Source organism: Bacillus sp. FSL R5-0439, from assembly GCF_038008805.1.
GTDB lineage: Bacteria > Bacillota > Bacilli > Bacillales > Bacillaceae > Bacillus > Bacillus safensis.
On record NZ_JBBOZW010000001.1, the window covers coordinates 542,172 to 565,564 of the forward strand.

Sequence of the window (23,393 nt, forward strand, 5' to 3'; positions counted from 1 at the left end):
TTAGGATGGGGTGTGCCTTGATGTGACTGAATGTTTTTTTCTATAAAAGTACCAGCATTGATTCAGCAATTTGATTTGATAATGATTTTTCTCATAAAATGCCTTCTGCATCTGATTTTTCAGCCAGTTGGGCATCGCCCATTCCTCCTTTGATCGAAACAGTGGGTGTATCTTCAATGTATGCATAGGGGAAATTGTCCCGTTCGAGGTTTTTATAGAAAGGAACGATCTTGATTGAACGAGAGAGAGTTACAGCAGTTAACAGAGCACATTTCCCAGCAGTTCTTTGGCAAGACATTCCGCCATCAGGCTGTTTTTAATGAACGGTTAAAAACGACAGGCGGGCGATATTTACTTGGTACACACAATATCGAACTGAACCGCCGATACCTAGAGGAGCATGGACGAGAAGAATTAATCGGGATCATCAAGCATGAGCTGTGTCATTATCATCTACATCTTGAGGGAAAGGGCTATCAGCATCGCGACCGTGATTTTAAAGCGTTATTAAAACAAGTAGAAGCCCCGCGTTTTTGTACACCGCTTAAGACCGTACAAAAGAAGCGACGTGTGGGGAAACGCCATGAATACATTTGCACAGGATGCGGCCGGTCTTTTATCAGAAAAAGACGGTTTGATACCTCTCGTTATGTATGCGGCGTCTGCAAAGGGAAATTAAAGTGGCAGAGCACAACCGATTCATTATGATAAGCATTCCTCTAAGGGGATGCTTTTTTTATTCCATTAGATGTGTGGACATATGGAGACAAAAAGAGACGCATGTCTCATTTTGTCTCTTTTTTCATCGGTGTGATTCGGTCAAAGCCTAAGTGTTCATGTATCTTCATGTTGGCACGATTTTTGCTTGTATAGTAGTGCAAGCAAAAAAGGATAGGAGGTTTTACCAAATGGAAAAGGCATTGACTAAAGAAAAAGCCGTATGGATGTATCAAAAAATGCAGGAAATCCGCCAATTTGAAGATCGAGTACACGCGCTTTTTACAAAAGGAATCTTGCCGGGGTTTGTCCATCTTTATGCTGGCGAAGAAGCTGTTGCCGTAGGAGTCTGTGCACATCTGAATGAAAAAGACAGCATTACAAGTACCCACCGCGGCCACGGCCACTGTATAGCGAAGGGCTGTGATCTAAAAGGAATGATGGCAGAAATCTATGGGAAAGCCACAGGTCTTTGTAAAGGCAAAGGCGGATCCATGCACATTGCAGATTTTGATAAAGGAATGCTTGGTGCCAACGGAATTGTTGGAGGGGGCTTTCCTCTTGCGTGCGGGGCAGCCCTCACAGCCAAATATAAAAAGACAGAAAATGTAAGCGTTTGCTTTTTTGGGGATGGTGCAAACAATCAAGGGACTTTCCACGAAGGAATCAATCTCGCGGCCATCTGGAAACTGCCCGTCATTTTCATCGCAGAAAACAATGGGTACGGAGAAGCGACACCATTTTCCTATGCTTCAAGCTGCAAATCAATCGTCGATCGAGCGGCCGGTTATAACATTCCTGGGATTCAAGTAGACGGAAAAGATGTGATGGCCGTTTATCAAGCCGCAGAACAAGCAATTGAACGAGCGAAAAATGGAGAAGGTCCGACATTGATTGAATGCATGACATATCGGAATTATGGCCATTTCGAAGGAGACGCCCAGCGTTACAAAACCAATCAAGAAAAAACAGAACATCAAGAAGAGAGGGATGCGATCACTCTTTTTAAAAATGAATTGATCAAGCAGCAGCTGCTGACGAATGGAGAGCTATCAAATATTGAAGCGGCAGTAACTGAAGCGATAGATGAAGCCGTTCAATTCAGTGAAGAAAGTGAATATCCAGATCAGACCGAATTATTGACCGACGTGTATGTTTCGTATCAATAAATCAGAAGGAGGAGAGGAAAATGACAAGAGAAATCAGCATGTCTAGTGCATTGAATGAAGCGATTAAGCTTGCCATGAGAAGAGACGAGGATGTCATTTTAATGGGGGAAGATGTTGCTGGAGGCGCTCATGTAGATCACTTACAAGATGATGAAGCATGGGGCGGCGTGCTCGGTGTAACGAAAGGAATCGTTCAGGAGTTTGGACGTGAGCGAGTCCTTGACACACCGATTAGTGAAGCTGGCTATGTAGGTGCGGCCATGGCAGCTGCTTCCACAGGGCTAAGGCCAATTGCAGAACTCATGTTTAATGATTTTATCGGCACCTGTCTGGATCAAGTGCTGAATCAAGGGGCTAAATTTCGATACATGTTTGGCGGAAAAGCAGAGGTGCCAATCACGATCAGAACGACACATGGAGCGGGTTTTAGAGCAGCTGCTCAGCATTCGCAAAGCTTGTATGCGCTATTTACAAGCATCCCTGGATTGAAAGTGGTGGTGCCTTCTTCACCATACGATGCCAAAGGATTGCTACTAGCAGCCATCGAGGATCAGGACCCTGTCATCTTTTTTGAAGACAAAACGCTTTACAATATTACAGGAGATGTTCCGGAGCGATATTACACGCTGCCGCTTGGCAAAGCAGATGTGAAAAGAGAAGGCTCAGATGTGACCATTTTTGCAGTAGGCAAACAAGTTCATACAGCACTCGAAGCAGCAGAACAATTAGCTGCCCAAGGAATAGAAGCCGAGGTGATTGATCCTAGAAGCTTGTCACCGCTCGATGAAGAGGCCATTCTGACTTCAGTAGAGAAAACGAATCGGCTTGTCATTGTGGATGAAGCAAATCCGAGGTGCGGAATTGCCGCAGATATTTCTTCTCTGGTTGCGGATAAAGGCTTCGATTTACTCGACGCTCCAATCAAAAAAGTGACGGCTCCTCATACACCGGTCCCATTTTCACCACCGCTTGAAGATATATATTTGCCGACACCTGATAAGGTTGTGAACACTGTCTTAGAGATGGTTGGAAAAAGTCATGACAAGATCTTGAACTAAAGAAAGGAGAGAGGGAGATGGCTGTCGAGGTTGTGATGCCGAAATTGGGCATGTCAATGAAAGAAGGAACGGTATCTGTCTGGAATAAAGAGATCGGAGAGACCGTGAATAAAGGGGAAAGCATTGCAAGCATCAACTCTGAAAAAATTGAAATGGAGATCGAATCACCTGCAGAAGGAACTATATTGGATATAAAAGTGTCTGAGGGAGAAGGTGTACCGCCTGGCACGGTCATCTGCTATATCGGTGAAGGAAATGAACAGGTCGAGGAAAAGAAAGAAAAAGACCTGCCGCCAAAACAAAAGAAAGAGAGAATAAAAATCTCCCCTGTTGCACGTAAGATTGCTCAAAGTGCTAATTTGGATATTCATACACTAGTGGGAACAGGTCCAGATGGGAGAATCACGAAAGCGGATGTGCTTCGGGCACTTCCTGATGAAAAAGAAAAACAACACAATGAACCAACAAAGCATCAGCCAGTCAGCATGATGCGGAAAACCATTGCCTCGCGAATGATGGAAAGCCTGCAAACAAGTGCACAATTAACAATAACGATGAAAGCGGATGTGACAAAACTTACAGCTTTACAGTCTGAGTTGAACGAAACAGCTGGAGCACAACACGATATGAAATTAACCATGACCGATTTTGTAGCCAAAGCAGTGATTCTTTCTCTGCAAAAGCACCCTGCAATGAACAGTCAATATCAACATGATAGAGTCGAAACTTTTGAGCATGTACATCTTGGAATCGCTGCTGCTTTAGATCATGGGCTGGCAGTGCCTGTTATTCGGCATGCGGAAAAGCTTTCACTTATTGAGCTGGCGAAGAGTATCAAATCGTATGGCAAAAAAGCACGTGAAGGCAAACTTCTCCACGATGAAATTGAAGGCTCTACCTTTACAATCACTAACCTAGGTGCTTATGGTGTGGAACATTTCACCCCGATTTTGAATCCGCCGGAAGCAGGTATTCTTGGCGTTGGAAAAGCGGATCAAATGCCTGTTTATCAGGGGAATGAATTATGTAAAGGGACGATCCTGCCACTCAGTCTGACATTTGACCATCGCGTGCTGGACGGGGCGCCGGCATCACAATTTTTATCAACTGTTAAAGCGTATTTAGAAAATCCAGTATCCATTCTTTTATAGGAAGCAGGTGAAATGAATGACGCTTGTCATTATAGGAGGCGGGCCAGCAGGATATGTGGCGGCAATAACAGCCGCCCGTTTTGACAGAGAGGTTGTACTAATCGACCAAGGCCTGTTAGGAGGTACCTGCCTGAATGAAGGCTGTATCCCAACGAAAGCACTTTTACAAAGCGCTGATATGTACGAGCATGTGAAATCAGCTGGTCATTTTGGAATTGAGCTTCCAGGGAAGGAGCCTATCATTCATTGGGATGCCGTTCAAAAGCGGAAGCGGTCAGTCGTCAAGCAGCTGACTGATGGCGTTCGTTATTTGATGAATAAAAACAAAATCAGCGTGTTAAATGGGAAAGCATCATTTCTTTCGGCACATGAGCTATTGATAGAAAGTGAAGGGACATCTGAAATCATTCAAGCAAAACAAATCATTATTGCTTCAGGATCAGAACCTGCTGCTTTGCCTTTCGCCCCATTTGACAGGGAGTGGATCATTGATAGTAAGGATGCCATGACGCTCCCTTCAATACCAGATTCGCTTTGTATCATTGGCGGAGGGGTGATCGGTTGTGAGTTTGCAAGCATCTTTAGCAGAATGGGATCAAAGGTTGTCATGGTTGAACAGGCAGCACACATTTTACCTGAAGAAGATCACGATACCGCTAACTGTCTTCACGATCAGCTTCAAAAAGCTGGTGTGGAGATTTTGACATCAGCAACAGTCAAACAGCTTGATGCAATCTCAAAAAAAGTGGTGGTTGAGAAGGAACATGGAGAGCGCTGTGACATCAAGGCCGATCATTGTTTAGTCGCCATTGGCAGAAAGCCGAGGCTGGGAGAGCTGAATCTTGAACAGGTCGGCATTGAATTTGATAGAAACGGGATCTGCGTCAATGAGCATATGCAAACCAATCTCCCGCATATCTATGCGTGCGGTGATGTGACAGGCGGTGTTCAGCTTGCTCATGCTGCTTTTCATGAAGGAACGATTGCGGCATCACATGCATCAGGTGAAGATGTAAAGGTCAATGAACAAGTGATTCCAAGGTGCATCTACACGTCTCCAGAAATCGCGAGTGTCGGTTTAAATGAAGAGAGTGCTAGAAAACAATATGGGGAGATTCGGATAGGGAAATTCGCTTTTTCTGCTAATGGAAAAGCACTCATTTTAAATCAGCCAGCAGGTCAAGTAAAGGTCATTGTCGAACCGCAATATCAAGAAATTTTAGGTGTATCCATTATCGGGCCAAATGCCACAGAACTGATTGGACAAGCGGCAGTGATGATGCATACAGAGTTAACAGCTGATACATTAGAGCAGTTTATTGCGGCACATCCGACACTCTCTGAGGCGATACACGAAGCCTTGCTGCAAACAAATGGACGAGCGGTGCACTGCTGATAGAGAAACATTTTATCCGAATGAATTCCCTGGGTCAGCCAATAATTGAAAGCGCTTTTATAATTATCTATAATGGATAAAAAGCCCCCAGAGGAGAGGATGGAATGAATCCGACGCCTTGTTATTTAAATACTTGGAAACGTTTTGTTCGTGAAGGTTTACTTGATAGGTCTCGTCTGGATAAGAGAGTGATGGAGTCATGGCACAGATGTAAACAGGCAAATGTGAACCCGTATTTAGATAAAGGACAGTCGTTGTTAGAAAAGGAATTATTCAGTATTCAAAAAAAGAAGTACTCACTATTCCTAAATGCCGCTCTTCCTTACTTAAATAAAATTAGTCAGCAATTAAAAGAATCGGACATGATGGCCTTACTCATCGATGCAGATGGCTATGTGCTGAGTTTGACAGGAAGCCAAAGGACACTGGTAGAAGCGAAAAAAATAAATTTTATGGAGGGCGCGCGCTGGACCGAAGCCGATGTGGGGACGAACGCTATTGGAACGGCACTGGTCATTGGGGAAGCTGTAGCGATCAACGGAACTGAGCATTTTTCAGTCGCTTCCCACCATTGGAGTTGTTCAGCGGCCCCTATTCGTGATGCAGACGGCACGATCATAGGAGTCATTGATATCTCCTGTATGGCGGATCAAAGGCATCCTTTTATGCTTGGGATGGCTTCAACAGTTGCATATGCTATAGAGAGAGAAATTCAGGTCCAGCAAAAAAGGAAAGAGATGGAGCTGGTCAGTCATTGTCTCCAGCAGGTGGAAGCGGACGAGCCGTATGTTGTCTGTAATGAGAAAAAGCAGATTGTTTCGGCAAGCAAGCCGATTAGAGATCGGTTTTCAGACTGGTATGGAATGGATGTTGAGCTGCTCATGGCTGATACATTTGTTACACGAGACAAGCGTCTCATTCAGTCAGAACAAGACGGAGAGCTGCTTGGGATGTCTTTTTCTCTTGAAGAAGCAAAGAAGAGAAATATCACCGTTTCTTTTCCTCAATTTCCCGGGGAATCTGGAACAAGTACAGTATTTCAGCAGACACTTAGCGAATTGAAACGAGCGGCACAAACAGATGTAAATGTATATATTTGGGGAGAAACAGGTACAGGGAAAGAACTGGCCGCTCGAGCAATTCACTTAGCTAGTGAAAGACATAAAGGACCGTTTATTGCCGTTAATTGTGGAGCCATACCAGAAAGCCTGTTAGAAAGCGAACTATTTGGTTATGCTGAAGGAGCTTTTACAGGGGCAAAACGTCATGGAGCAAAGGGGAAATTTGAACAGGCTCAGAAAGGAACTCTCTTTTTAGACGAAATTGGCGAAATCCCTTATGCGATGCAAGTGGCGCTTCTTAGGGTCATTGAAGAAAGAAAAGTCGTACCGCTCGGCGGGACACACGAAATCCCTTTGGATATTAGAATCATAACAGCGACACACCGGAATATAAACGAACTGCTGAAGGAAGGAAAAATACGTGAAGATTTGTATTACCGTCTTCATGTCTATCCAATCAACATCCCGCCGCTTAGAGAAAGAAAAGAAGACATTGTTGATTTCTATCGCTATTACCAAAAGAAACACCAATGGAATGCGACATTTCCTGAATCTTTTTTTCGTAAGCTAGAAGCGTACCACTGGCCAGGAAACATACGAGAGCTTTTTAATCTGTTTGAACATATAAGGGTACTATTTCCTAAAGGAGGATGGATTGGTGAATCGCAATATGCGGCGTTATTAGAGGCGATGGATCAGAAAAAGCAGAAGCTGCATCTACCAGAGTATACTGAGAATCCAAAAGAACTCACGCTAAGGGAACGCATTCAAAAGCAAACGGTGATTGAAGCATTGCACAAAACAAAAGGTCATGTGTCAGAAGCAGCGAGGCTGGCAGAGGTGCCAAGAAGCACCTTTTACAAGTGGATGCGAAAGTATAAGCTGTCATGAACTCATAGGGAGCGCAGCAGCAAGGAGACCTTGGTCTTTCAGTTAGAGGTCGGGGTCTTTCTGTCATGTCTAAACAGAAAACAAAAAGGAAGGAAGAAAGGCTTGACTGTTATATTAGTATATGTTAAATTATAAAAGCCGTCGCTAATGAGACAGGAATGAAACACTTAAAAATTCTTGACACATTTTTCTGGCATAGATATAATGAAACATGTCTTATTATTCCGCAGTAGCTCAGTGGTAGAGCTATCGGCTGTTAACCGATCGGTCGTAGGTTCGAGTCCTACCTGCGGAGCCATAATGGAGAAGTACTCAAGTGGCTGAAGAGGCGCCCCTGCTAAGGGTGTAGGTCGCGCGAGCGGCGCGAGGGTTCAAATCCCTCCTTCTCCGCCATTATTGTATGGCCCGTTGGTCAAGCGGTTAAGACACCGCCCTTTCACGGCGGTAACACGGGTTCGAATCCCGTACGGGTCATGTTTTGTTTTTTGATTCGTTGGGCTATAGCCAAGCGGTAAGGCAACGGACTTTGACTCCGTCATGCGTTGGTTCGAATCCAGCTAGCCCAGCCATTTTTTATATATGTTTTTCTGCATAGCAGATGAGCCATTAGCTCAGTTGGTAGAGCATCTGACTTTTAATCAGAGGGTCGAAGGTTCGAGTCCTTCATGGCTCACCATTGTCACGCGGGTGTGGCGGAATTGGCAGACGCGCTAGACTTAGGATCTAGTGTCTTTATGACGTGGGGGTTCAAGTCCCTTCACCCGCATTGTTTTTTCAAACAGTGCACTTATGAATATATGAGCACATCATACACGCGGTCGTGGCGGAATGGCAGACGCGCTAGGTTGAGGGCCTAGTGGGTGAATAACCCGTGGAGGTTCAAGTCCTCTCGGCCGCATCTAAGAAACCAAAGGTTGTAGACCTTTGGTTTTTTTTGTGCTTTCTAATTAGTTTGAACAGTTATATATGATAGTTTACGATGATAACAAGTTTAGTGAATAAAGAATTTTTCTAAAATTGTGATAAAATATTGAAGAGTAGGAAAGGGGAAATAAAAACATGTCAATTTACCATAAAGTCATTGGAGAAGGGTATCCGATCGTGATATTGCATGGTTGGACTCTTGACCATCAGGTAATGTTACACGCATTGGAACCGGTATTCGAAAAACGAAGCGGTTGGAAGAGAATATACATAGATTTACCAGGTATGGGACGTTCAAAGCCACATCCGTCTATTCAGAACTCTGATGATGTGCTAGAAGCGATATTGTGTCTTTTGGACGAGATTATCCCTGATGAACAGTTTATTGTTTGTGGTTATTCATATGGAGGGTACATCGCCAGAGGTATCGTTCGTTCACGTCAGGAAACCGTTCGTGGATTACTGCTTGTGGCGCCCATGACTATACCAGAATTCAATGAAAGAGTCGTACCAGAGGCGGCGGTTTTAAAAAGTGACAGCAGCTTCATATCACAATTGTCTTCAGAGGAGGTAGATGAATTTTGCTCTATGATAGTTGTGCAAGGAAAAACGGAATGGGAGAGGTTTCGAGATGAAATTTTACTTCCTTCTAAACAAACAAATCATGATTTCATCAACAACATTCATCAAAATGGATATGGTTTTACCTTCGATATTTCAACTGATCTTAAGTATCCAACGCTCATTATCACAGGGCGCCAGGACAATGTAGTCGGATACCACGATGCATGGCGGCTCATCGAAGATTATCCAAGAGCCACTTTTGCGGTGCTTGATATGGCTGGTCACAACCTACAAATTGAACAACCCGATGTATTTAACTCATTAGTCGATAATTGGTTAAATAGACTTGAGTTGGAAAGTCTTTAGTAAGGTACAACTTATTATAGAATTCAAGCTTTATGATTAACATGTCTATACCTTTTACCATCATCCCCCTGTCTAATGATGTACTTATGTTTCTTCTAATCAACAAATTGCAATTATTACCGATTCATGCTATAATGAAAAGTAATTATTTTTGTTCGGCGTAAAGGATAGTATGAAGATTGACTTTTCGTCTTGAGGGTACTTTGGGCAAGGATAGTATAATACATTGTGTGGTAAACGCACGAGGAGGCAACAATCATGGAACAAGGTACAGTAAAATGGTTTAACGCAGAAAAAGGTTTTGGATTTATCGAACGTGAAGAAGGCGACGATGTATTCGTACATTTCTCAGCTATCCAAGGCGACGGATTCAAATCTTTAGACGAAGGTCAAAAAGTATCATTTGACGTAGAGCAAGGTTCTCGTGGAGCTCAAGCTGCTAACGTTCAAAAAATTGCTTAATCTTCATTCTTTTAAAACAGGTTCTCTACGGAGAGCCTGTTTTTTTGCATGAAAAAACCCTACTCAACGTACAAGTAGGGAGATGGTACAAGGTATTCGTAAAAATTTCATGCTTCAAAGGTTAGTTTAGTATAACATACTGGATTGACAATATGCGGAATTTTCCTAAATAATTTCTTTTTCTTTTCAAAGTGACAGGGCGTGGAGCTATTCGTAGAGAATAACAAATGAGGGAGAAGGTGGGAGTAAAAAAGTGATATAAATTTTTAAGAAAAGCTCTTAATCTGTTTTTCGGTAATTCCTTCGATGACTTCCAGTTCACTAATCAAATACTCATAAGCATCATCCAGCATTTTCTTTTCACTTGAATTGAGTGGTTTTTCTTTTTTCATTCGCAAGAGGTCACGTACAACTTCAGCGCCTTCTTGGATATCGCCTGTTTTGATTTTGTTTGTATTGATTTTATACCTTTCTTTCCAGGACAATAATGTATCTGAGGTTTCATTCTGAAAAATGTGGATAATGTTCTTGATGGCAAGTATATTCGTAACTGCTCTTATATTTGACCCTGACATTTTCTTTGTTGGAATCATCACTTTCATCTGGCTGACGGACATCTTAATGACATAATACTCTTCTGTCTCGGCAGAAAATTTCTTTTCTTCTATGGCTTCAATTATGCCTGTTCCGTGCATTGGATAAACAATGTTATCACCAATTTGAAACATTTCATCCACCTCCATAAATTGTATCTACTATAAGGGTATCACAAATGAAGGTGTAATAACCAAATTTTTAATAATAACATGTTTTTTATTTTTATGTCAATATTTTTTGTGCGAATTTCAGAGGATTTTTGCTGTGAAATGTCCATTGCATACACCTGTGTAAAAGGAAAAGGTTGAAACATAACAAAAGACCAGCCAATCAGGCTAGTCTCTTAAAACAAATAGCAATCACAACGTAGCAATATCAATCACAAAGCGGTAACGCACATCACTTTTCAGCACACGTTCATACGCTTCATCAACTTGATTAGCATTGATGACTTCAATTTGTGGTGCAATGTTGTGAGCAGCTGCGAAATCGAGCATTTCTTGTGTTTCTTGGATGCCGCCAACGAGTGAACCAGCAATGCTGCGACGGCCGGAAATTAATGAAAAGACGTGGAATTGATCCGGCTTAGGCGGTGCACCGACGTTTACCAAGGTTCCATCTACACGGAGTAAGGACAGATAGGCATCCACATTAATGTTGGCAGAGACCGTATTGAGAATGAGGTCATACTGACCGGCTAGTGTCTGAAACGTTTCAGGATCACTTGTAGCAAAATAGTCTTTTGCGCCAAATGATAGTGCTTCTTCTTTTTTATTCAAAGAGCGGCTTAAAACCGTTACTTCAGCACCAAGTGCGCGTGCGAATTGAATGGCAACATGGCCGAGTCCGCCCATTCCGACGATAGCAACCTTTTTGCCAGGGCCTGCCTTCCAGTGCTTTAATGGAGAATAAGTTGTAATGCCAGCACAGAGAAGAGGGCTTGCGGCATCAAGAGGCAGTTGTTCAGGAATGCTGACGACAAATCGTTCAGTCACGACAATTTTTTGACTGTAGCCGCCATAAGTCGGTTCCCCGTCATAGTCACGGCTGTTATACGTTTGGACGACTCCTTTTGTGCAATACTGCTCGTCTCCATTTTGACAATATTCACAGGTGCCGCAGGAATCCACAAAGCAGCCAACACCTACACGGTCACCGATCTGAAACTTCGTCACATCATCCCCTACAGCTGCAACGACCCCAGTAATCTCATGACCAGGAACCATTGGGAAAATACCGCCGCCCCATTCATCAAAAGCGCTGTGGATATCTGAATGACAGATCCCGCTAAATTGAATATCAATTAAAATATCATGTGGACGAAGCGCTCTTCGTTCAATGGTCGTCCGTTCAAAATTCGCTTTTGCGTGTGAAACACTTAAAACATTTGATTGGTGCGTCTGGCACATTCTTGATCATCCTTTCAAAAATAAGATTCGATTCTTTCTTCTATACTGTACTTCTTAAAGTGAACTATAAGTCAACAGAAAACCTTTTGTAATAACGAATTCAACATTCTTGAATCAAGAATTGAGTCAAAAGCATCTTGCTTTCTTTTTCAAAATGGAGATGATGAGGAAAGGGAGATCGGAAGGTAAGAGAAAGAGGGAGGGCACAATGAAAATAGCACAAGCAGCAAAACAGCTCGATTTATCCACTGCGACACTTAGATATTACGAAAATATTGGTTTGATTAGGGAAATCAAACGTGATGATCATGGGATTCGTGATTATACAGAGGATGATCTTCAATGGATTGAATTTATCAAGTGTATGAGAAATGCTGGGCTCTCGATTGATGCGCTTAGAGAATATACAGCCTTATTTTTTGAGGATGATAATCATACGTTATCTTCGCGAAAAAACATTTTGGTCAATGAACGAGAAAGACTCGTCCAAAAACAAAAGGAAATCGAAGAGACCATTAAACGATTGGATTTCAAAATAGAAAGTTATGAAGATATTATCCACAATCATGAGAAAAAACTCGCTCATCAGCTGAAAACTAGTTCAAATTAAACGAAGAAAAACCTGTGACAAGTCACAGGTTTTTTGATAGAGTTATCTTTTTGTGTAACGCACCCAGTTATAATGTGCGTGGAGTGGTGTAACACCGTTGTAGGAACCAAGCCATTCATCGACACCTGCACCATTCCACAGGTTCATCATAATTTTCCCTGGTGTTTGAGGAATTTGTGTGGTGGCGGTATGCTTTAATTGTCCATCGACATACCATTTGATGGAGTTTGGCTGCCAGTCAAATGCATACGTGTGATAAGAGTTCGCTGCATCGAAACCAAGGTTGACGATCTTTTCATGATTTCCTACACCATTGGTATAGTAGTTAAACTGTACCTTTGTCGTATCTTTTCCTAGAAATTCAATGTCAATCTCATCCCAAGGCGTGCCATCAGTCGGTCCCGTATAAGTGAAGAAAGAAGAGACGATCCCCACATTTTTGGCGGGCTTCATGTTGACTTCATATAGCCCATAGCCGTACGTTTGAACGGAGCGGTTTTCTCCGCAGTCAAACTTGTTATAGGAGGGACTTGTGAGCGATAAACGCATTTCACCTGCTGAGGTCATCGACACATTATTTGCACGCCACGTACAGTTAAACATGTTTCCATTCGAGTATCCATCGGCTTTTTGCCATAACCCCGTATTATAGTTGTTAAAAGGTTCATAAAACGATCCACCCGTTTGTGCCGAGGCACCCACAGTAAATGTGGACAAACTCAAGACTAATCCAGTGACAACCAGCATCAACATTCGTTTCATACGGTACATATTCGCATTCTCCTCTCCTTTTATGGAAGCGCTTTCTTTATTGATCATACATGATTCTTTCAAAAGGGAAAATCGGTCTAAATAATGATAAACTGTGTGCATCATTTAATAGAATTGAAAGAAAAAAATAATGATTGACAATGCGGACAGTTGTCCGTAAGATAATATCGGGACAATTGTCCTAAGAAAAACCTAAAGTGTTTTGATTTAACACATAGAGATGAGTGTCATGTGGATGAAGGTAAAGAAGGTGTGTATGGTGGAAAAGGATATTGGTGAGGAAATTGAAGAGATCGCATTCTCCTTGTTTCAAGAATTTGGTGTGGAAAATGTCAGCATGCATAAAATTGCGAAAACAGCTGGTGTTGGACAGGGCACTCTTTACCGCCGCTACGCCAATAAAAGTGATTTGTGCCTTTCTATCCTTGGGGAGAGATTTGAACAGCTGATCCCAGCTTTGCATCTTTACTTGAGCAAAATAAGTGATCAGCCGGTTCGTGAACGATTACGCTATGTTCTCGAAGAAATTCATCTGATCGTCGGTAACCATTTAGACTGGATTCGGATGCTCACAATCTCGGGGAATTTAGAGCAGACAAGTAAAGTGTATGATAGTCATTACAGTCAATCACTCAGACAAATCATTCGTGAATTGCTTGAAGAAGCGAGAGAAAAGGGAGAAGCGAATATAAAGGATATAGAACTGACAACGTTATGTATGTCTTCTCCAATGACGCCTGAGCTCATGTTTTATATACATGAATCTGGCTATTCGATCGACAAAATTGCTCAATTTGCTGCAGAAAAACAGATTTTATCCGTCTTTCAATAGACATGAAAGTGGCTCATTTCTGACCACCCTGACTTCCTAAGGTTCATCTAAATTGAAAAAGAAAAGGAGCCAACTTAATATGAACAAACAGCAAGCAGCAGCTTCTGAAATTCGAACGCTGCCCATTATTATTTCTTTTATCACAGCTGGATTTATTGGCCTGTTCAGTGAAACGGCATTAAACATGGCGCTGAGAAGTTTAACGTTAGACTTTGGAATTGAAGCGACGACTGCTCAGTGGCTGACAACAGGATATTTATTAACACTTGGTATTCTCGTACCGATTTCAGGACTCATTCTTCAATGGTTTACGACAAGGCAGCTTTTCATTACGTCGCTCGTCTTTTCGATCATCGGAACATTTATTGCGGCGGTTGCGCCGGTCTTTAGTATTTTAATGGTAGCACGTGTCGTGCAGGCAGTCGGTACAGCATTGCTTCTGCCATTGATGTTTAATACGATTTTGGTCATCATCCCGCCTCATAAACGAGGCCGATCAATGGGGATTATTGGTCTTGTGATTATGTTTGCACCAGCTGTCGGCCCGACAGTCTCTGGCCTTATTTTGAAATCGTTGACTTGGCATTGGATTTTCTGGATTTCACTTCCTTTATTAATGGCTGCACTTGTTTTTGGTTTTATTTTTATGCAAAATATTACAGAACCAACAAGACCGAAAATCGACATCTTATCGATTGTGCTTTCAACCATTGGTTTCGGTGGAATAGTATATGGCTTTAGCAGTGCCGGTGAAGGCGGCGGCTGGAGCAGTATGCATGTCATCGTTGCAATTGTAGTTGGTGTCATAGGGATTCTCGTGTTCTCTTTAAGACAGTTGAACATGAAAGAACCAATGCTGAACTTAAGCCCGTTTAAATATCCGATGTTTGTCATTGGGTTACTTCTGATTTTAGTGTGTATGATGGTAATGCTGTCTGCTATGATGATTTTGCCATTGTATCTGCAAACGTCCTTGGCGCTTTCTACATTTACAGCAGGTTTAATGCTGTTGCCAGGTGGAATTATCAACGGACTGCTATCTCCAATCATGGGGGGGCTATTTGATAAGTTTGGTCCAAAATGGCTTGTCATTCCAGGTCTTGTCATTGTCGCAGCGACGATGTTTGGCTTTACGAATCTAAGTGTGAATACGTCGATTGGATTCATTGTAACTCTTCATATTACCTTAATGATCGGAATCGCGATGATCATGATGCCTGCTCAAACCAATGGATTAAATCAGCTTCCGCCAGAGCTATATCCGCATGGTACAGCGATTATGAATACTTTGCAGCAAGTGTCAGGAGCTATTGGTACTGCGATCGGTATCTCGATCCTTTCATCAGGAACTCGCAGCTTTATGGAAAATGTATCTGATCCCGCAAATCCGGTGAATCAGCTGCTCGCCTTTACAAATGGTGTCCAGCATGCATTTATCTTTGCCGTGATCATGACCGTCATTGGATTGATTATTGCTTTCTTCATTAAACGAGTGAAGGTAGAACAGCAAGTATCATAAGAGAAATGAAAAGCACTGAGGACATAGCGCCGCAGTGCTTTTTTTCAATAAATTAGTCTTTCATCAAATAATGATATCATTAAATATGAAAAAAAGAGTCGTACATAGAATAGCGGTGAATACTCGAAACGGCTTCTACTTAAAATTCTTTCTCAAATTGGTGCAATGCCTTTTCTAATTTTGAAAGCCCATCGTCAATCTGTTCTTTTGTGACGGTCAGAGGAGGGATCATTCTAATCACTTCTCCTTCGTTACCGCATAAGTAAAAGAGAACTCCCTGCTCAAGGGAATAATCTAAAATCTTCATGACGGCGCTTCCATCGGGTTTTTTTGTTTTTGGGTTTATCATTTCAATTCCAATCATTAAGCCTACCGAGCGTATCTCTCCAATGATCGGGTGATTTTTTTTCATTTGTTTTAGTTTTTCAGCAGCATATTGACCAACCACTTTTGCATTATCTAGTAATCTTTCTTCTTTCATTATTTCAAGAGTGGTCAACGCTACCGAACAGGCAATTGGATTTCCACCGAACGTTGTTCCATGACTTCCAGCAGGCCATTTGCTCATCAGTTCTTTTGAAGCTACTGTGGCACTTAAAGGTAGACCAGAAGCTATTCCTTTAGCGATAGCCATAATGTCTGGGGTGACTTCAAATGTCTGAGCAGCAAACCACTCTCCTGTGCGTCCAAAGCCAGTTTGTACTTCATCAAAAATAAGCAGTATACCATGCTGATCGCATATTTCGCGGATCTTTTTCAGCCACCCTTTAGGAGGGATGATGTAGCCGCCTTCTCCTAATACAGGTTCTAATATGACGCAGGCTACTTCTTCAGGTGTCACTTGGTGTTTAAATAATTCTTCAAAATGTTTTTCTAATTCGTTAATGCAGAAAGTTTCTGGGTCTTTACCTTCGGGGCATGCCTGCATATTAGCGTAAGGCAGATGATAAGTCAGGTGAGACGGATTTATATATTTTCTATATTTACTTTTTGATGTTGATACGCTTAAAGCACCTAAAGAACGGCCATGAAAGCACCCCGTAAAAGAAATAGCATAAGGTCTCTTTGTTGCATATTTAGCCAATTTTAAAGCTCCCTCAATTGCTTCAGCACCACTATTGGCAAAGAAAAAACAATTTAAATCTCCTGGCAGAATTTCACCTAGAGATTTGGCCAGCTTTAAAATAGATTCATACATAATGACTCCCGAAGGGCCATGAGTTAATTGATCTGCTGCATCCTTGATACTTTGTACGATTTTAGGATGGCGATGTCCTGTATTAGCTACTGCAATCCCGGAAGTAAAATCTAAATAGGTTTTCCCATCCAGCCCGTAGTAATAACAACCTTCTTCTTTTACCACAGGTAAGTTTGGATGATCTTTGGCCATGCTAGGTGCTAAATAATCACTCATGTTCTCAACTAAGGAACTCCAGTTGTTGCTCATAAAATCTCCCCCCTTAAGCTTTTTACACCTCTACCTTTCTTCTGTTGCAGGTGTAGAATAACACGAAAATAATTAACTGAAAATTTTAACTTATTTATAGTAACTATTGAAGATAATGATGTGAGATAATCTGACAAGAAAAGGTTTTTAAATATCTTTTAACTTTACAAAAAAACCGAACTAACCATAATTGGCAGTTCGGTTTTTTGTACGATCAGATATTCCAAATATCTATCTTAATGGTTGTTAATCAGCTATTTACTTTAAGGGTACGCAAATATTCAGAGAATTTCTCAAGACCTGCTTTTAATACATCTGTTGAACATGCGTAACCGATACGAACGTATCCTTCCATATCAAAGCAAGAACCTGGCGTTAAGAATGTGCCATTCGTTTTAAATAGGTCAACGCAAAATTCTTCTGATGAAATAGGGTAATCGTATTTCAGCATAGATGTTGTGCCTGCACGTGGCTTTACGTAGGAGATTGAAGGTTCATTTTGAACCCACTCATCTAAAATAGCCAGATTATCTTTGATAATTTTGCGGCTTCTTCCTAGGACTTTATCATAGTTTTTAAGAGCATGAACGGCTAACATATCGTCAAGCACACCACAGCTGATTGTTGTGTAATCACGGTGTTTTATGCATTCAGCGATCACATCACTTGGACCTGCAATCCACCCAAGGCGCAAGCCGGCTAATGAAAATACTTTTGACATACTTGATGTACTGATTCCTCTTTCATATAAATCAGCAACAGATGGCACAACAAGGTTATCTTCCTGTAATAGGTTTCTGTATACTTCGTCGCACAGCAAGTAAGCATCACATGAGCGTGCAATTTCTACAATTTCTTCAAGCATTTCTCTCTCAATAATAGCACCTGAAGGATTATTCGGATTGTTGATAATAATCAATTTTGTTTTTTCGTTAATCAGAGACTTTAATTCGTTTAGATCCGGCAGGAAGTTATTTTCTGGTCTCAATGGCAGCAGATCTACATTCGCGCCAAATGAAGCAGGCACATCATATAACTGCTGGTATGTTGGGTGTACAGCAATTACATGATCTCCTGGCTCAATAAGAGAATAGAGCACTAAGAAGTTTGCACCAATTGCTCCATTCATGACAAGTACATTATCAGCTTCAACTGTCTCATACAGGCCAGATACTAAGCTTTTAAACTCTGGAGATCCTTCAATATGTCCGTATGTTAATTTTTTCTTTCCGACTTCATTGAAAAAATCTGCCGGATTTGTGCCGTCAATCCCAATCAACTCATTTACAGTGAAAGATTCAACACATGTTTCCGCGATATTATAAACGGCCTCTTGCTCGTATAAATTCATCCAATGTTCTACAGCAAATGTTTTAATATTCATCCGATTAACTCCTTTGTAAGTATGATCTTATTTTTTGATACATAGTCTTTTGGTAAAGAATACTTTCTAAAATCTGCTTATTTAAAAGGCTATCGATCAGTTACAGCTTTGTCGACATCCCAATTTGTTTTTCTTCTGCCTGTTCTAGAACATAGCTCGCTGTCAATAGATCTTGAAGAGAGATGCCTGTACTGTCAAAAACAGTGATATCTTCTGGAGAAACGCGTCCTGGTGCTTGATTTGTAATCACTCCTCCAATTTCCGAAATGATGCTATCTTTTGCGATGATGCCTTTTTTGAATGCAGTTTCAAATTCTCCTACCGTAACAGACTGTTCAAGGTCATCAACGAATATGCGAGCATCAGTTAAAATATTTTCATCAATTTCCTGTTTTCCTGCCATGTCTGCACCCACACATGAAAAATGAGTACCTGGCATTACCCATTCTTTTAGAATAATTGGTTGGTGTGCTGGAGTAGCTGTAATAATAATATCTGCATTTCTCGTAGCTGATTCAATATCATTAACCGGCGTATACTCAATCTCTATCTTTTGAAGCATTTCTTCATAAACTTCCGGGTTTTGTTCTTTAGTTTGAGCTAACAGCTCTTTTAACTTGCCTTTGATGTCTGCACAAAACTGACCAGCTCGGTCAAATGAATGAGCATTATACACTCGAACTCTTTTGATATGGTTCATTGTCATTAAAACAGCTAAGATTTGATAAGCCGCAACATGACCTGATCCTACCATAAGTAATTCTTCTGATTCTTTTCTTGCTAAATATTTAGCTCCAATTCCACCAGCTGCTCCGGTGCGCATCATGGTCATATACTCACCGCTCAAGATACCGATTGGAAGGCCTGTACGGCTGTCAAGAACTAAGACAGTTCCAACAACAGCAGGAAGGCCTTTAGAAGGGTTGTCACCGAACCAGGAAACAAGTTTTAAACCGAAAATGCCTGCTCCTGACAATTCTCCTGATTTAATATCCATGTCCGCTTTACCAGGTTCGAACTCGTGAAACACCATTGGGAATAAAGAAGCTTCTTTATTTTCTTTTAAGACGTAAGCTTTTTCTACGATATCGATTACATTTTTCATATCAAGAATAGCTTTGATATCTTCATGATTTAATACTTTAAATGGGTACATAATATTCTCCCTTTCCCTTACTTCGTTAAGCTCTTTATCAAATCTATCACAGGATGAAACAAGCTAAAAATTAATTAATTTAATAGTATGCATTAGAAAACTTTAGCGATATATCATAACCTTAAGAGTAAGGAGATGATTTGGTTTTTTATTGGTATTTTAAATTAGGCGATTCAATAGTTACCAATAAAAAATGAATGATTCGTATCAAACTTTTAGATTCTCCCGTTAAAATTTTTGATATAATGATTTGATTGCTATTCGCTTCAGAGCATCTTGTCTATGGGGTTATATGGTTAACCTTATATCCTATGAGAAAGATGATTACTTTATATACTTTTGGTTAGGAGCTTTTGTAGGCTATAAAAAATATAGATAGTGAGATGAAGGTTAAATGGAACTCAGAAATCTAAAAACTTTTCAAGTAGTAGCCAATGAATTGAATATGACCAAAGCTGCAAAGATCTTAAAATATACTCAACCCACTATTACTTTGCAAATTCAAGTATTAGAAAGGGAACTAAACCATTCTCTATTCACCCGTATTGGAAAAAAAACGTTTTTGACGCCTGCTGGAAAAAAATTAAAGCAGCATACAGATAGATTATTTGAATTAATGGAATATATGGAAAGAGACATGGAAGAGTTAAATGGTCCTTCCGGAAGTCTAACTGTGACAGCTTCAGAATATTATTGTACGAATCACCTTTCCCTACTGCTTAGTTCTTATACAAAATTGCATAAACAAGTTAAGCTGCGCCTCATGCCAGCAAACAGCCTTATAGCTGTCGATAAAATTTTAAATAATGAAGCAGATATTGGGATTGTTGCAGGGGAAGTTGATTCCTCAGAATTAGAAAAGTTTGTTTTAGAAAGGGAAAAGGCGGTGTTGGTTGTCTCCGCCGATCTTACAAAAAACCGCTCTAAAGAAGAGATTATAGAATCTTTTCCGTTTCTTGCTTATCATGAACATTGCGGTTTTAGCTCAATTACAGAGCAGTGTTTTTCTGAAATTAACACCCGTCCATCTTCTATCATTGAATGCGGGGGAAGTGATGAAACGATTAGGCGGGCAGTTTTAAATAAAACCGGAATCGCCTTGCTTGGTGAAAATATGATTAAAGAAGAATTAGCAGAGGGTATTCTTATCCCATTGCATTACTGTGAAAAACCAATTGAAACATCTGTCGTATATTTAAAAAGTCGTTCAGAAGGGCCAACCATTCAATCTTTCTGTGAATTGCTCAAAGAAACTTGGTTTGCAGTTACAGATTGATCGTATTTTAGGTTTTTTGCGTAATATAAAAACGAGTTTTCCACGTTTACATTGAACATGGAAAACTCGTTTTCTTCTTTTTTCATTCTCTTAGTATCGTGTGTTAAATTCAGTGTGTTACTTAGCTTTATTGATTAGTTTTAGCTAATAAACGTATACCTTCTTCAATGTCTTCTCTTTTTTATTTTGATTAATCCAGTAAGGTGCCGCTGATTCAGTAGAAGGAAAAGAGGAAAAAGGAACGAATGAGTTAAGAAGAAATGAATAAGATAGGAGTCTGAGATCATGAACTTAGAAGAACAAATCAAAATCGCTGCTTCATTACGCCAGCCATCTGAAGGTTCATTAGCAAGTCAATCGGAACTAAAGCCAGTAAATCCTCCTGATGTGAACAAAATGGAATATGACATTCCAACAAGTGCTGGCGAAACAAAGGTGTGGGTGTTTAAGCCAGTGAACACATCAAAGCAGCCACTTCCTGTTTTTGTGAATTTACATGGTGGCGGATTTATCATGGGCAGTGCTGAAATGGATAATCCATGGTGTCCAGTCATTGCAGACCGGGCGCAATGTATCGTGGTCAATGTCGAGTATCAGCTTGCTCCTGAGCACCCTTTCCCAGCGGCTCTTCATGAATGCTACGATGTACTGAAGTGGCTGTATGAACACCCTGACGAGCTTCAAATCGATCGGAATGCATTAGCCGTTGGCGGACATAGTGCAGGAGGAAATTTGGCAACGGCTGCTTGTCTATTGAATATTCAAAAAGGAAATACACTCCCAATTGTTTATCAGGTGCTTGATTATCCGCCGCTTGATCTAGCCACTGATCCAGCAGAAAAGCCAGCGTTTGATGAAGCGATTCCAGTTGAATTGGCGAGACTCTTTAATTCCTTCTATCTGCAAGGCCAAGATCCGCGCAATCCGCTCGTTTCTCCGGTTTTTGCAGATCGTACATCCTTGGCACAAATGCCTCCAGCTCTCGTCATCACAGCAGAGAAGGATTCGCTGGCTGAAGAAGCTGAGCAATATGCTGCCAAGTTAAAAGAAGCTGGGATAGACGTCACGTATAAACAATTTAAAGGAGTTCCACACGGCTTCACGCACGCCGGAGATTTAGCCATAGCTGAAGAAGCTTGGCATTTAATGGGGGATCAACTAAAGAAGGCGTTTGAATAAAAAAAGCAGAGTGATTCAAAAGCACAGGAGACAAAGGGCCTGTGCTTTTCTTATTGTTTCTGAAAAAAAGCGTCAGATATCTTTCCTCATTGTCGATATAATAGAAAAAATAGATGATTTCTAAAAAAGGAGCTAATGAAATGAAAAAAGAACAGCTGCAGGCATTTTGTCTTTCCTTAAAAGGAACAACCCATGATTATCAACCTGAGTGGCAGGCAGATCGTTATCATATTGGCGAAAAGATGTTTGCTATGATGGGGGGAGATGCGAATCGAAAGCCTGTCATCACTTTAAAATGTGATCCTCTTCGTGCTGAAGAACTAAGAGAGATGCATGAAGGAATTATCCCTGGCTACTATATGAATAAGACTCATTGGAATTCCATTTACCTTGATGCAGACATTCCATCCTCATTTGTAGAGGAGTTAATCGAACATTCCTATCAATTGGTTTTTCAAAAATTAACAAAAAAATCTCAGCATGACATCCTCCAAAATGATTCAAAAGGAAGTAACTGAGGAGCTGTATCTAAGTTGACATGATGCCCTTTGACTCTCTTCAAAATTGACTTGAGCGAAACGCTGTCGTTATAATTTAACCAGTTAGAAGACGCGAATAGGGGGATATAAAATGGGCTATACAGTCATTACAGGAGCAAGCTCAGGTATTGGATATGAGGCGGCTCTCGCATTTGCAGCACGAGGGAAAAATCTTATATTAGCTGCACGCCGGCTCAATAAACTCCAAGAATTGAAGAAAAAGATTCATGATCAATATCCCGATATCACAGTAGTCATACAGTCAGTTGATTTAACAAACATAGAGCAAGTGTATTCATTTTATGAATCATTGTCAGATTATGAACTGGATACGTTCATTAATAATGCAGGGTTTGGTCATTTTGGCTCTATAGGAGAACAAGATTTAAGTAAAATTGGGGATATGCTTCATCTGAATATAGAAGCATTAACGATTCTATCCACCTTATTTGTTCGTGATTATGAGCAAGTAGAGGGAGCTCAGCTCATTAACATTTCTTCACGAGCAGGCTATACAGTCGTTGGCAATGCCGTCACCTATTCAGCAACGAAGTTTTACGTGAGCGCCTTTACAGAAGGACTGGCCCTAGAATTGAAAGAAAAAGGTGCCAAATTAAAGGCAAAAGTTTTAGCGCCATCCGCGACAGAATCAGAATTTGCAAAGCGCTCATTGGATCTAGACGAATTTGAATATGAAGGCAATTTCAAGAAATATCATACATCAAAAGAAATGGCTGCTTGTATGCTTGAGCTTTATGACAGTGAAAAAACAGTCGGTATTGTGGACGGAAAGACATTCGAATTTGAATTGAAAGATCTAATCTTTTCACACGCAGGTTCAATGAAGAAATAACGATTCCCATCACTGAGGTAGATATCCTCAGTGATTTTTTTTGGCATGATTGACTGTGTGGT

Annotated in this window: 22 protein-coding genes and 7 tRNA genes; 22 read left to right on the forward strand and 7 right to left on the reverse strand. The window is 40.9% G+C overall.

Translation table 11 applies throughout. The annotated features are described in order from the left end of the window. Positions 1-135 carry a cortex morphogenetic protein CmpA gene (gene cmpA, locus NST59_RS02615; protein WP_008346893.1) on the reverse strand — a complete coding sequence of 45 codons (135 nt, stop codon included), beginning with the start codon at positions 133-135 and terminating at the stop codon, positions 1-3. Between the two features lie 99 nt (positions 136-234). Here cmpA and NST59_RS02620 point away from each other — a divergent pair, with 99 nt between their 5' ends. From NST59_RS02620 to cspC, 15 genes are all read left to right on the forward strand, one after another. Continuing rightward, on the forward strand, positions 235-708 hold the full coding sequence (locus tag NST59_RS02620) for a SprT family protein (RefSeq protein ID WP_099662930.1): 474 nt from the start codon (positions 235-237) through the stop codon (positions 706-708). A gap of 200 nt (positions 709-908) precedes the next feature. Next, entirely contained in the window at positions 909-1,886 is a 978-nt protein-coding gene (locus tag NST59_RS02625) for a thiamine pyrophosphate-dependent dehydrogenase E1 component subunit alpha (protein WP_064498168.1), read from the forward strand. Between the two features lie 20 nt (positions 1,887-1,906). Further along, on the forward strand, positions 1,907-2,944 hold the full coding sequence (locus tag NST59_RS02630; RefSeq protein ID WP_008346887.1) for an alpha-ketoacid dehydrogenase subunit beta: 1,038 nt from the start codon (positions 1,907-1,909) through the stop codon (positions 2,942-2,944). Positions 2,945-2,961: 17 nt separating this feature from the next. After that, on the forward strand, positions 2,962-4,095 hold the full coding sequence (locus tag NST59_RS02635) for a dihydrolipoamide acetyltransferase family protein (RefSeq protein WP_126681957.1): 1,134 nt from the start codon (positions 2,962-2,964) through the stop codon (positions 4,093-4,095). 16 nt (positions 4,096-4,111) lie between these two features. After that, a complete protein-coding gene (lpdA, locus tag NST59_RS02640; protein ID WP_039176732.1) occupies positions 4,112-5,491 on the forward strand; it encodes a dihydrolipoyl dehydrogenase in 1,380 nt (459 codons plus the stop codon). 104 nt (positions 5,492-5,595) lie between these two features. Further along, entirely contained in the window at positions 5,596-7,443 is a 1,848-nt protein-coding gene (locus tag NST59_RS02645) for a sigma-54-dependent Fis family transcriptional regulator (protein WP_126681959.1), read from the forward strand. Positions 7,444-7,666: 223 nt separating this feature from the next. After that, positions 7,667-7,741: transfer RNA gene (locus NST59_RS02650), tRNA-Asn, on the forward strand. Between the two features lie 4 nt (positions 7,742-7,745). Next, positions 7,746-7,836, forward strand: a tRNA-Ser gene (locus tag NST59_RS02655). A gap of 9 nt (positions 7,837-7,845) precedes the next feature. Continuing rightward, positions 7,846-7,917, forward strand: a tRNA-Glu gene (locus tag NST59_RS02660). A gap of 20 nt (positions 7,918-7,937) precedes the next feature. Continuing rightward, positions 7,938-8,012, forward strand: a tRNA-Gln gene (locus tag NST59_RS02665). A gap of 31 nt (positions 8,013-8,043) precedes the next feature. After that, positions 8,044-8,119 (forward strand) — tRNA-Lys (locus tag NST59_RS02670). Between the two features lie 7 nt (positions 8,120-8,126). Further along, positions 8,127-8,209: transfer RNA gene (locus NST59_RS02675), tRNA-Leu, on the forward strand. 48 nt (positions 8,210-8,257) lie between these two features. After that, positions 8,258-8,341, forward strand: a tRNA-Leu gene (locus NST59_RS02680). A 161-nt stretch (positions 8,342-8,502) separates the two neighbouring features. Continuing rightward, positions 8,503-9,297 carry an alpha/beta fold hydrolase gene (locus NST59_RS02685; protein ID WP_039176737.1) on the forward strand — a complete coding sequence of 265 codons (795 nt, stop codon included), beginning with the start codon at positions 8,503-8,505 and terminating at the stop codon, positions 9,295-9,297. A gap of 258 nt (positions 9,298-9,555) precedes the next feature. Continuing rightward, positions 9,556-9,759 carry a cold shock protein CspC gene (cspC, locus tag NST59_RS02690; RefSeq protein ID WP_008346765.1) on the forward strand — a complete coding sequence of 68 codons (204 nt, stop codon included), beginning with the start codon at positions 9,556-9,558 and terminating at the stop codon, positions 9,757-9,759. Positions 9,760-10,025: 266 nt separating this feature from the next. On the opposite strand, the gene NST59_RS02695 is transcribed toward cspC, so the two are convergent. Continuing rightward, positions 10,026-10,487 carry a CarD family transcriptional regulator gene (locus NST59_RS02695; RefSeq protein WP_039176740.1) on the reverse strand — a complete coding sequence of 154 codons (462 nt, stop codon included), beginning with the start codon at positions 10,485-10,487 and terminating at the stop codon, positions 10,026-10,028. A 228-nt stretch (positions 10,488-10,715) separates the two neighbouring features. Then, entirely contained in the window at positions 10,716-11,765 is a 1,050-nt protein-coding gene (locus NST59_RS02700) for an NAD(P)-dependent alcohol dehydrogenase (RefSeq protein WP_039176742.1), read from the reverse strand. 208 nt (positions 11,766-11,973) lie between these two features. Here NST59_RS02700 and NST59_RS02705 point away from each other — a divergent pair, with 208 nt between their 5' ends. Further along, the gene (locus NST59_RS02705) at positions 11,974-12,375 is read left to right on the forward strand and encodes a MerR family transcriptional regulator (RefSeq protein ID WP_039176745.1); all 402 of its coding nucleotides are present in this window, start codon (positions 11,974-11,976) and stop codon (positions 12,373-12,375) included. A 42-nt stretch (positions 12,376-12,417) separates the two neighbouring features. Here the strand turns inward: NST59_RS02705 and bglS are convergent, their stop codons facing one another. Next, positions 12,418-13,146, reverse strand: a complete 729-nt coding sequence (gene bglS, locus NST59_RS02710; protein ID WP_041089240.1) for a beta-glucanase — start codon at positions 13,144-13,146, stop codon at positions 12,418-12,420. Between the two features lie 235 nt (positions 13,147-13,381). Between bglS and NST59_RS02715 the strand changes: the two genes are divergently transcribed. Next, positions 13,382-13,978, forward strand: coding sequence for a TetR/AcrR family transcriptional regulator (locus NST59_RS02715; protein ID WP_268464248.1), 597 nt, complete (start codon positions 13,382-13,384; stop codon positions 13,976-13,978). Positions 13,979-14,057: 79 nt separating this feature from the next. Next, on the forward strand, positions 14,058-15,497 hold the full coding sequence (locus tag NST59_RS02720) for a DHA2 family efflux MFS transporter permease subunit (RefSeq protein ID WP_059376082.1): 1,440 nt from the start codon (positions 14,058-14,060) through the stop codon (positions 15,495-15,497). A gap of 139 nt (positions 15,498-15,636) precedes the next feature. Here the strand turns inward: NST59_RS02720 and NST59_RS02725 are convergent, their stop codons facing one another. From NST59_RS02725 to NST59_RS02735, 3 genes are all read right to left on the reverse strand, one after another. After that, positions 15,637-16,944, reverse strand: coding sequence for an aspartate aminotransferase family protein (locus NST59_RS02725; RefSeq protein WP_341039990.1), 1,308 nt, complete (start codon positions 16,942-16,944; stop codon positions 15,637-15,639). 250 nt (positions 16,945-17,194) lie between these two features. Then, positions 17,195-18,328, reverse strand: a complete 1,134-nt coding sequence (locus NST59_RS02730; protein WP_126681963.1) for an aminotransferase — start codon at positions 18,326-18,328, stop codon at positions 17,195-17,197. Between the two features lie 100 nt (positions 18,329-18,428). Continuing rightward, positions 18,429-19,484, reverse strand: coding sequence for an ornithine cyclodeaminase family protein (locus NST59_RS02735; RefSeq protein WP_341039993.1), 1,056 nt, complete (start codon positions 19,482-19,484; stop codon positions 18,429-18,431). Between the two features lie 394 nt (positions 19,485-19,878). On the opposite strand from NST59_RS02735, the gene NST59_RS02740 reads away from it, so the two are divergent. From NST59_RS02740 to NST59_RS02755, 4 genes are all read left to right on the forward strand, one after another. Beyond that, positions 19,879-20,760, forward strand: coding sequence for a LysR family transcriptional regulator (locus NST59_RS02740; RefSeq protein ID WP_268473323.1), 882 nt, complete (start codon positions 19,879-19,881; stop codon positions 20,758-20,760). Between the two features lie 285 nt (positions 20,761-21,045). Further along, positions 21,046-21,939: an alpha/beta hydrolase gene (locus tag NST59_RS02745; RefSeq protein ID WP_039176762.1), complete on the forward strand. Its 894-nt coding sequence runs from the start codon at positions 21,046-21,048 to the stop codon at positions 21,937-21,939. Between the two features lie 140 nt (positions 21,940-22,079). Beyond that, entirely contained in the window at positions 22,080-22,457 is a 378-nt protein-coding gene (locus tag NST59_RS02750) for an MmcQ/YjbR family DNA-binding protein (protein ID WP_151284049.1), read from the forward strand. Positions 22,458-22,569: 112 nt separating this feature from the next. Next, positions 22,570-23,331: an SDR family NAD(P)-dependent oxidoreductase gene (locus NST59_RS02755; RefSeq protein ID WP_039176767.1), complete on the forward strand. Its 762-nt coding sequence runs from the start codon at positions 22,570-22,572 to the stop codon at positions 23,329-23,331. Positions 23,332-23,393: the final 62 nt, after the last annotated feature.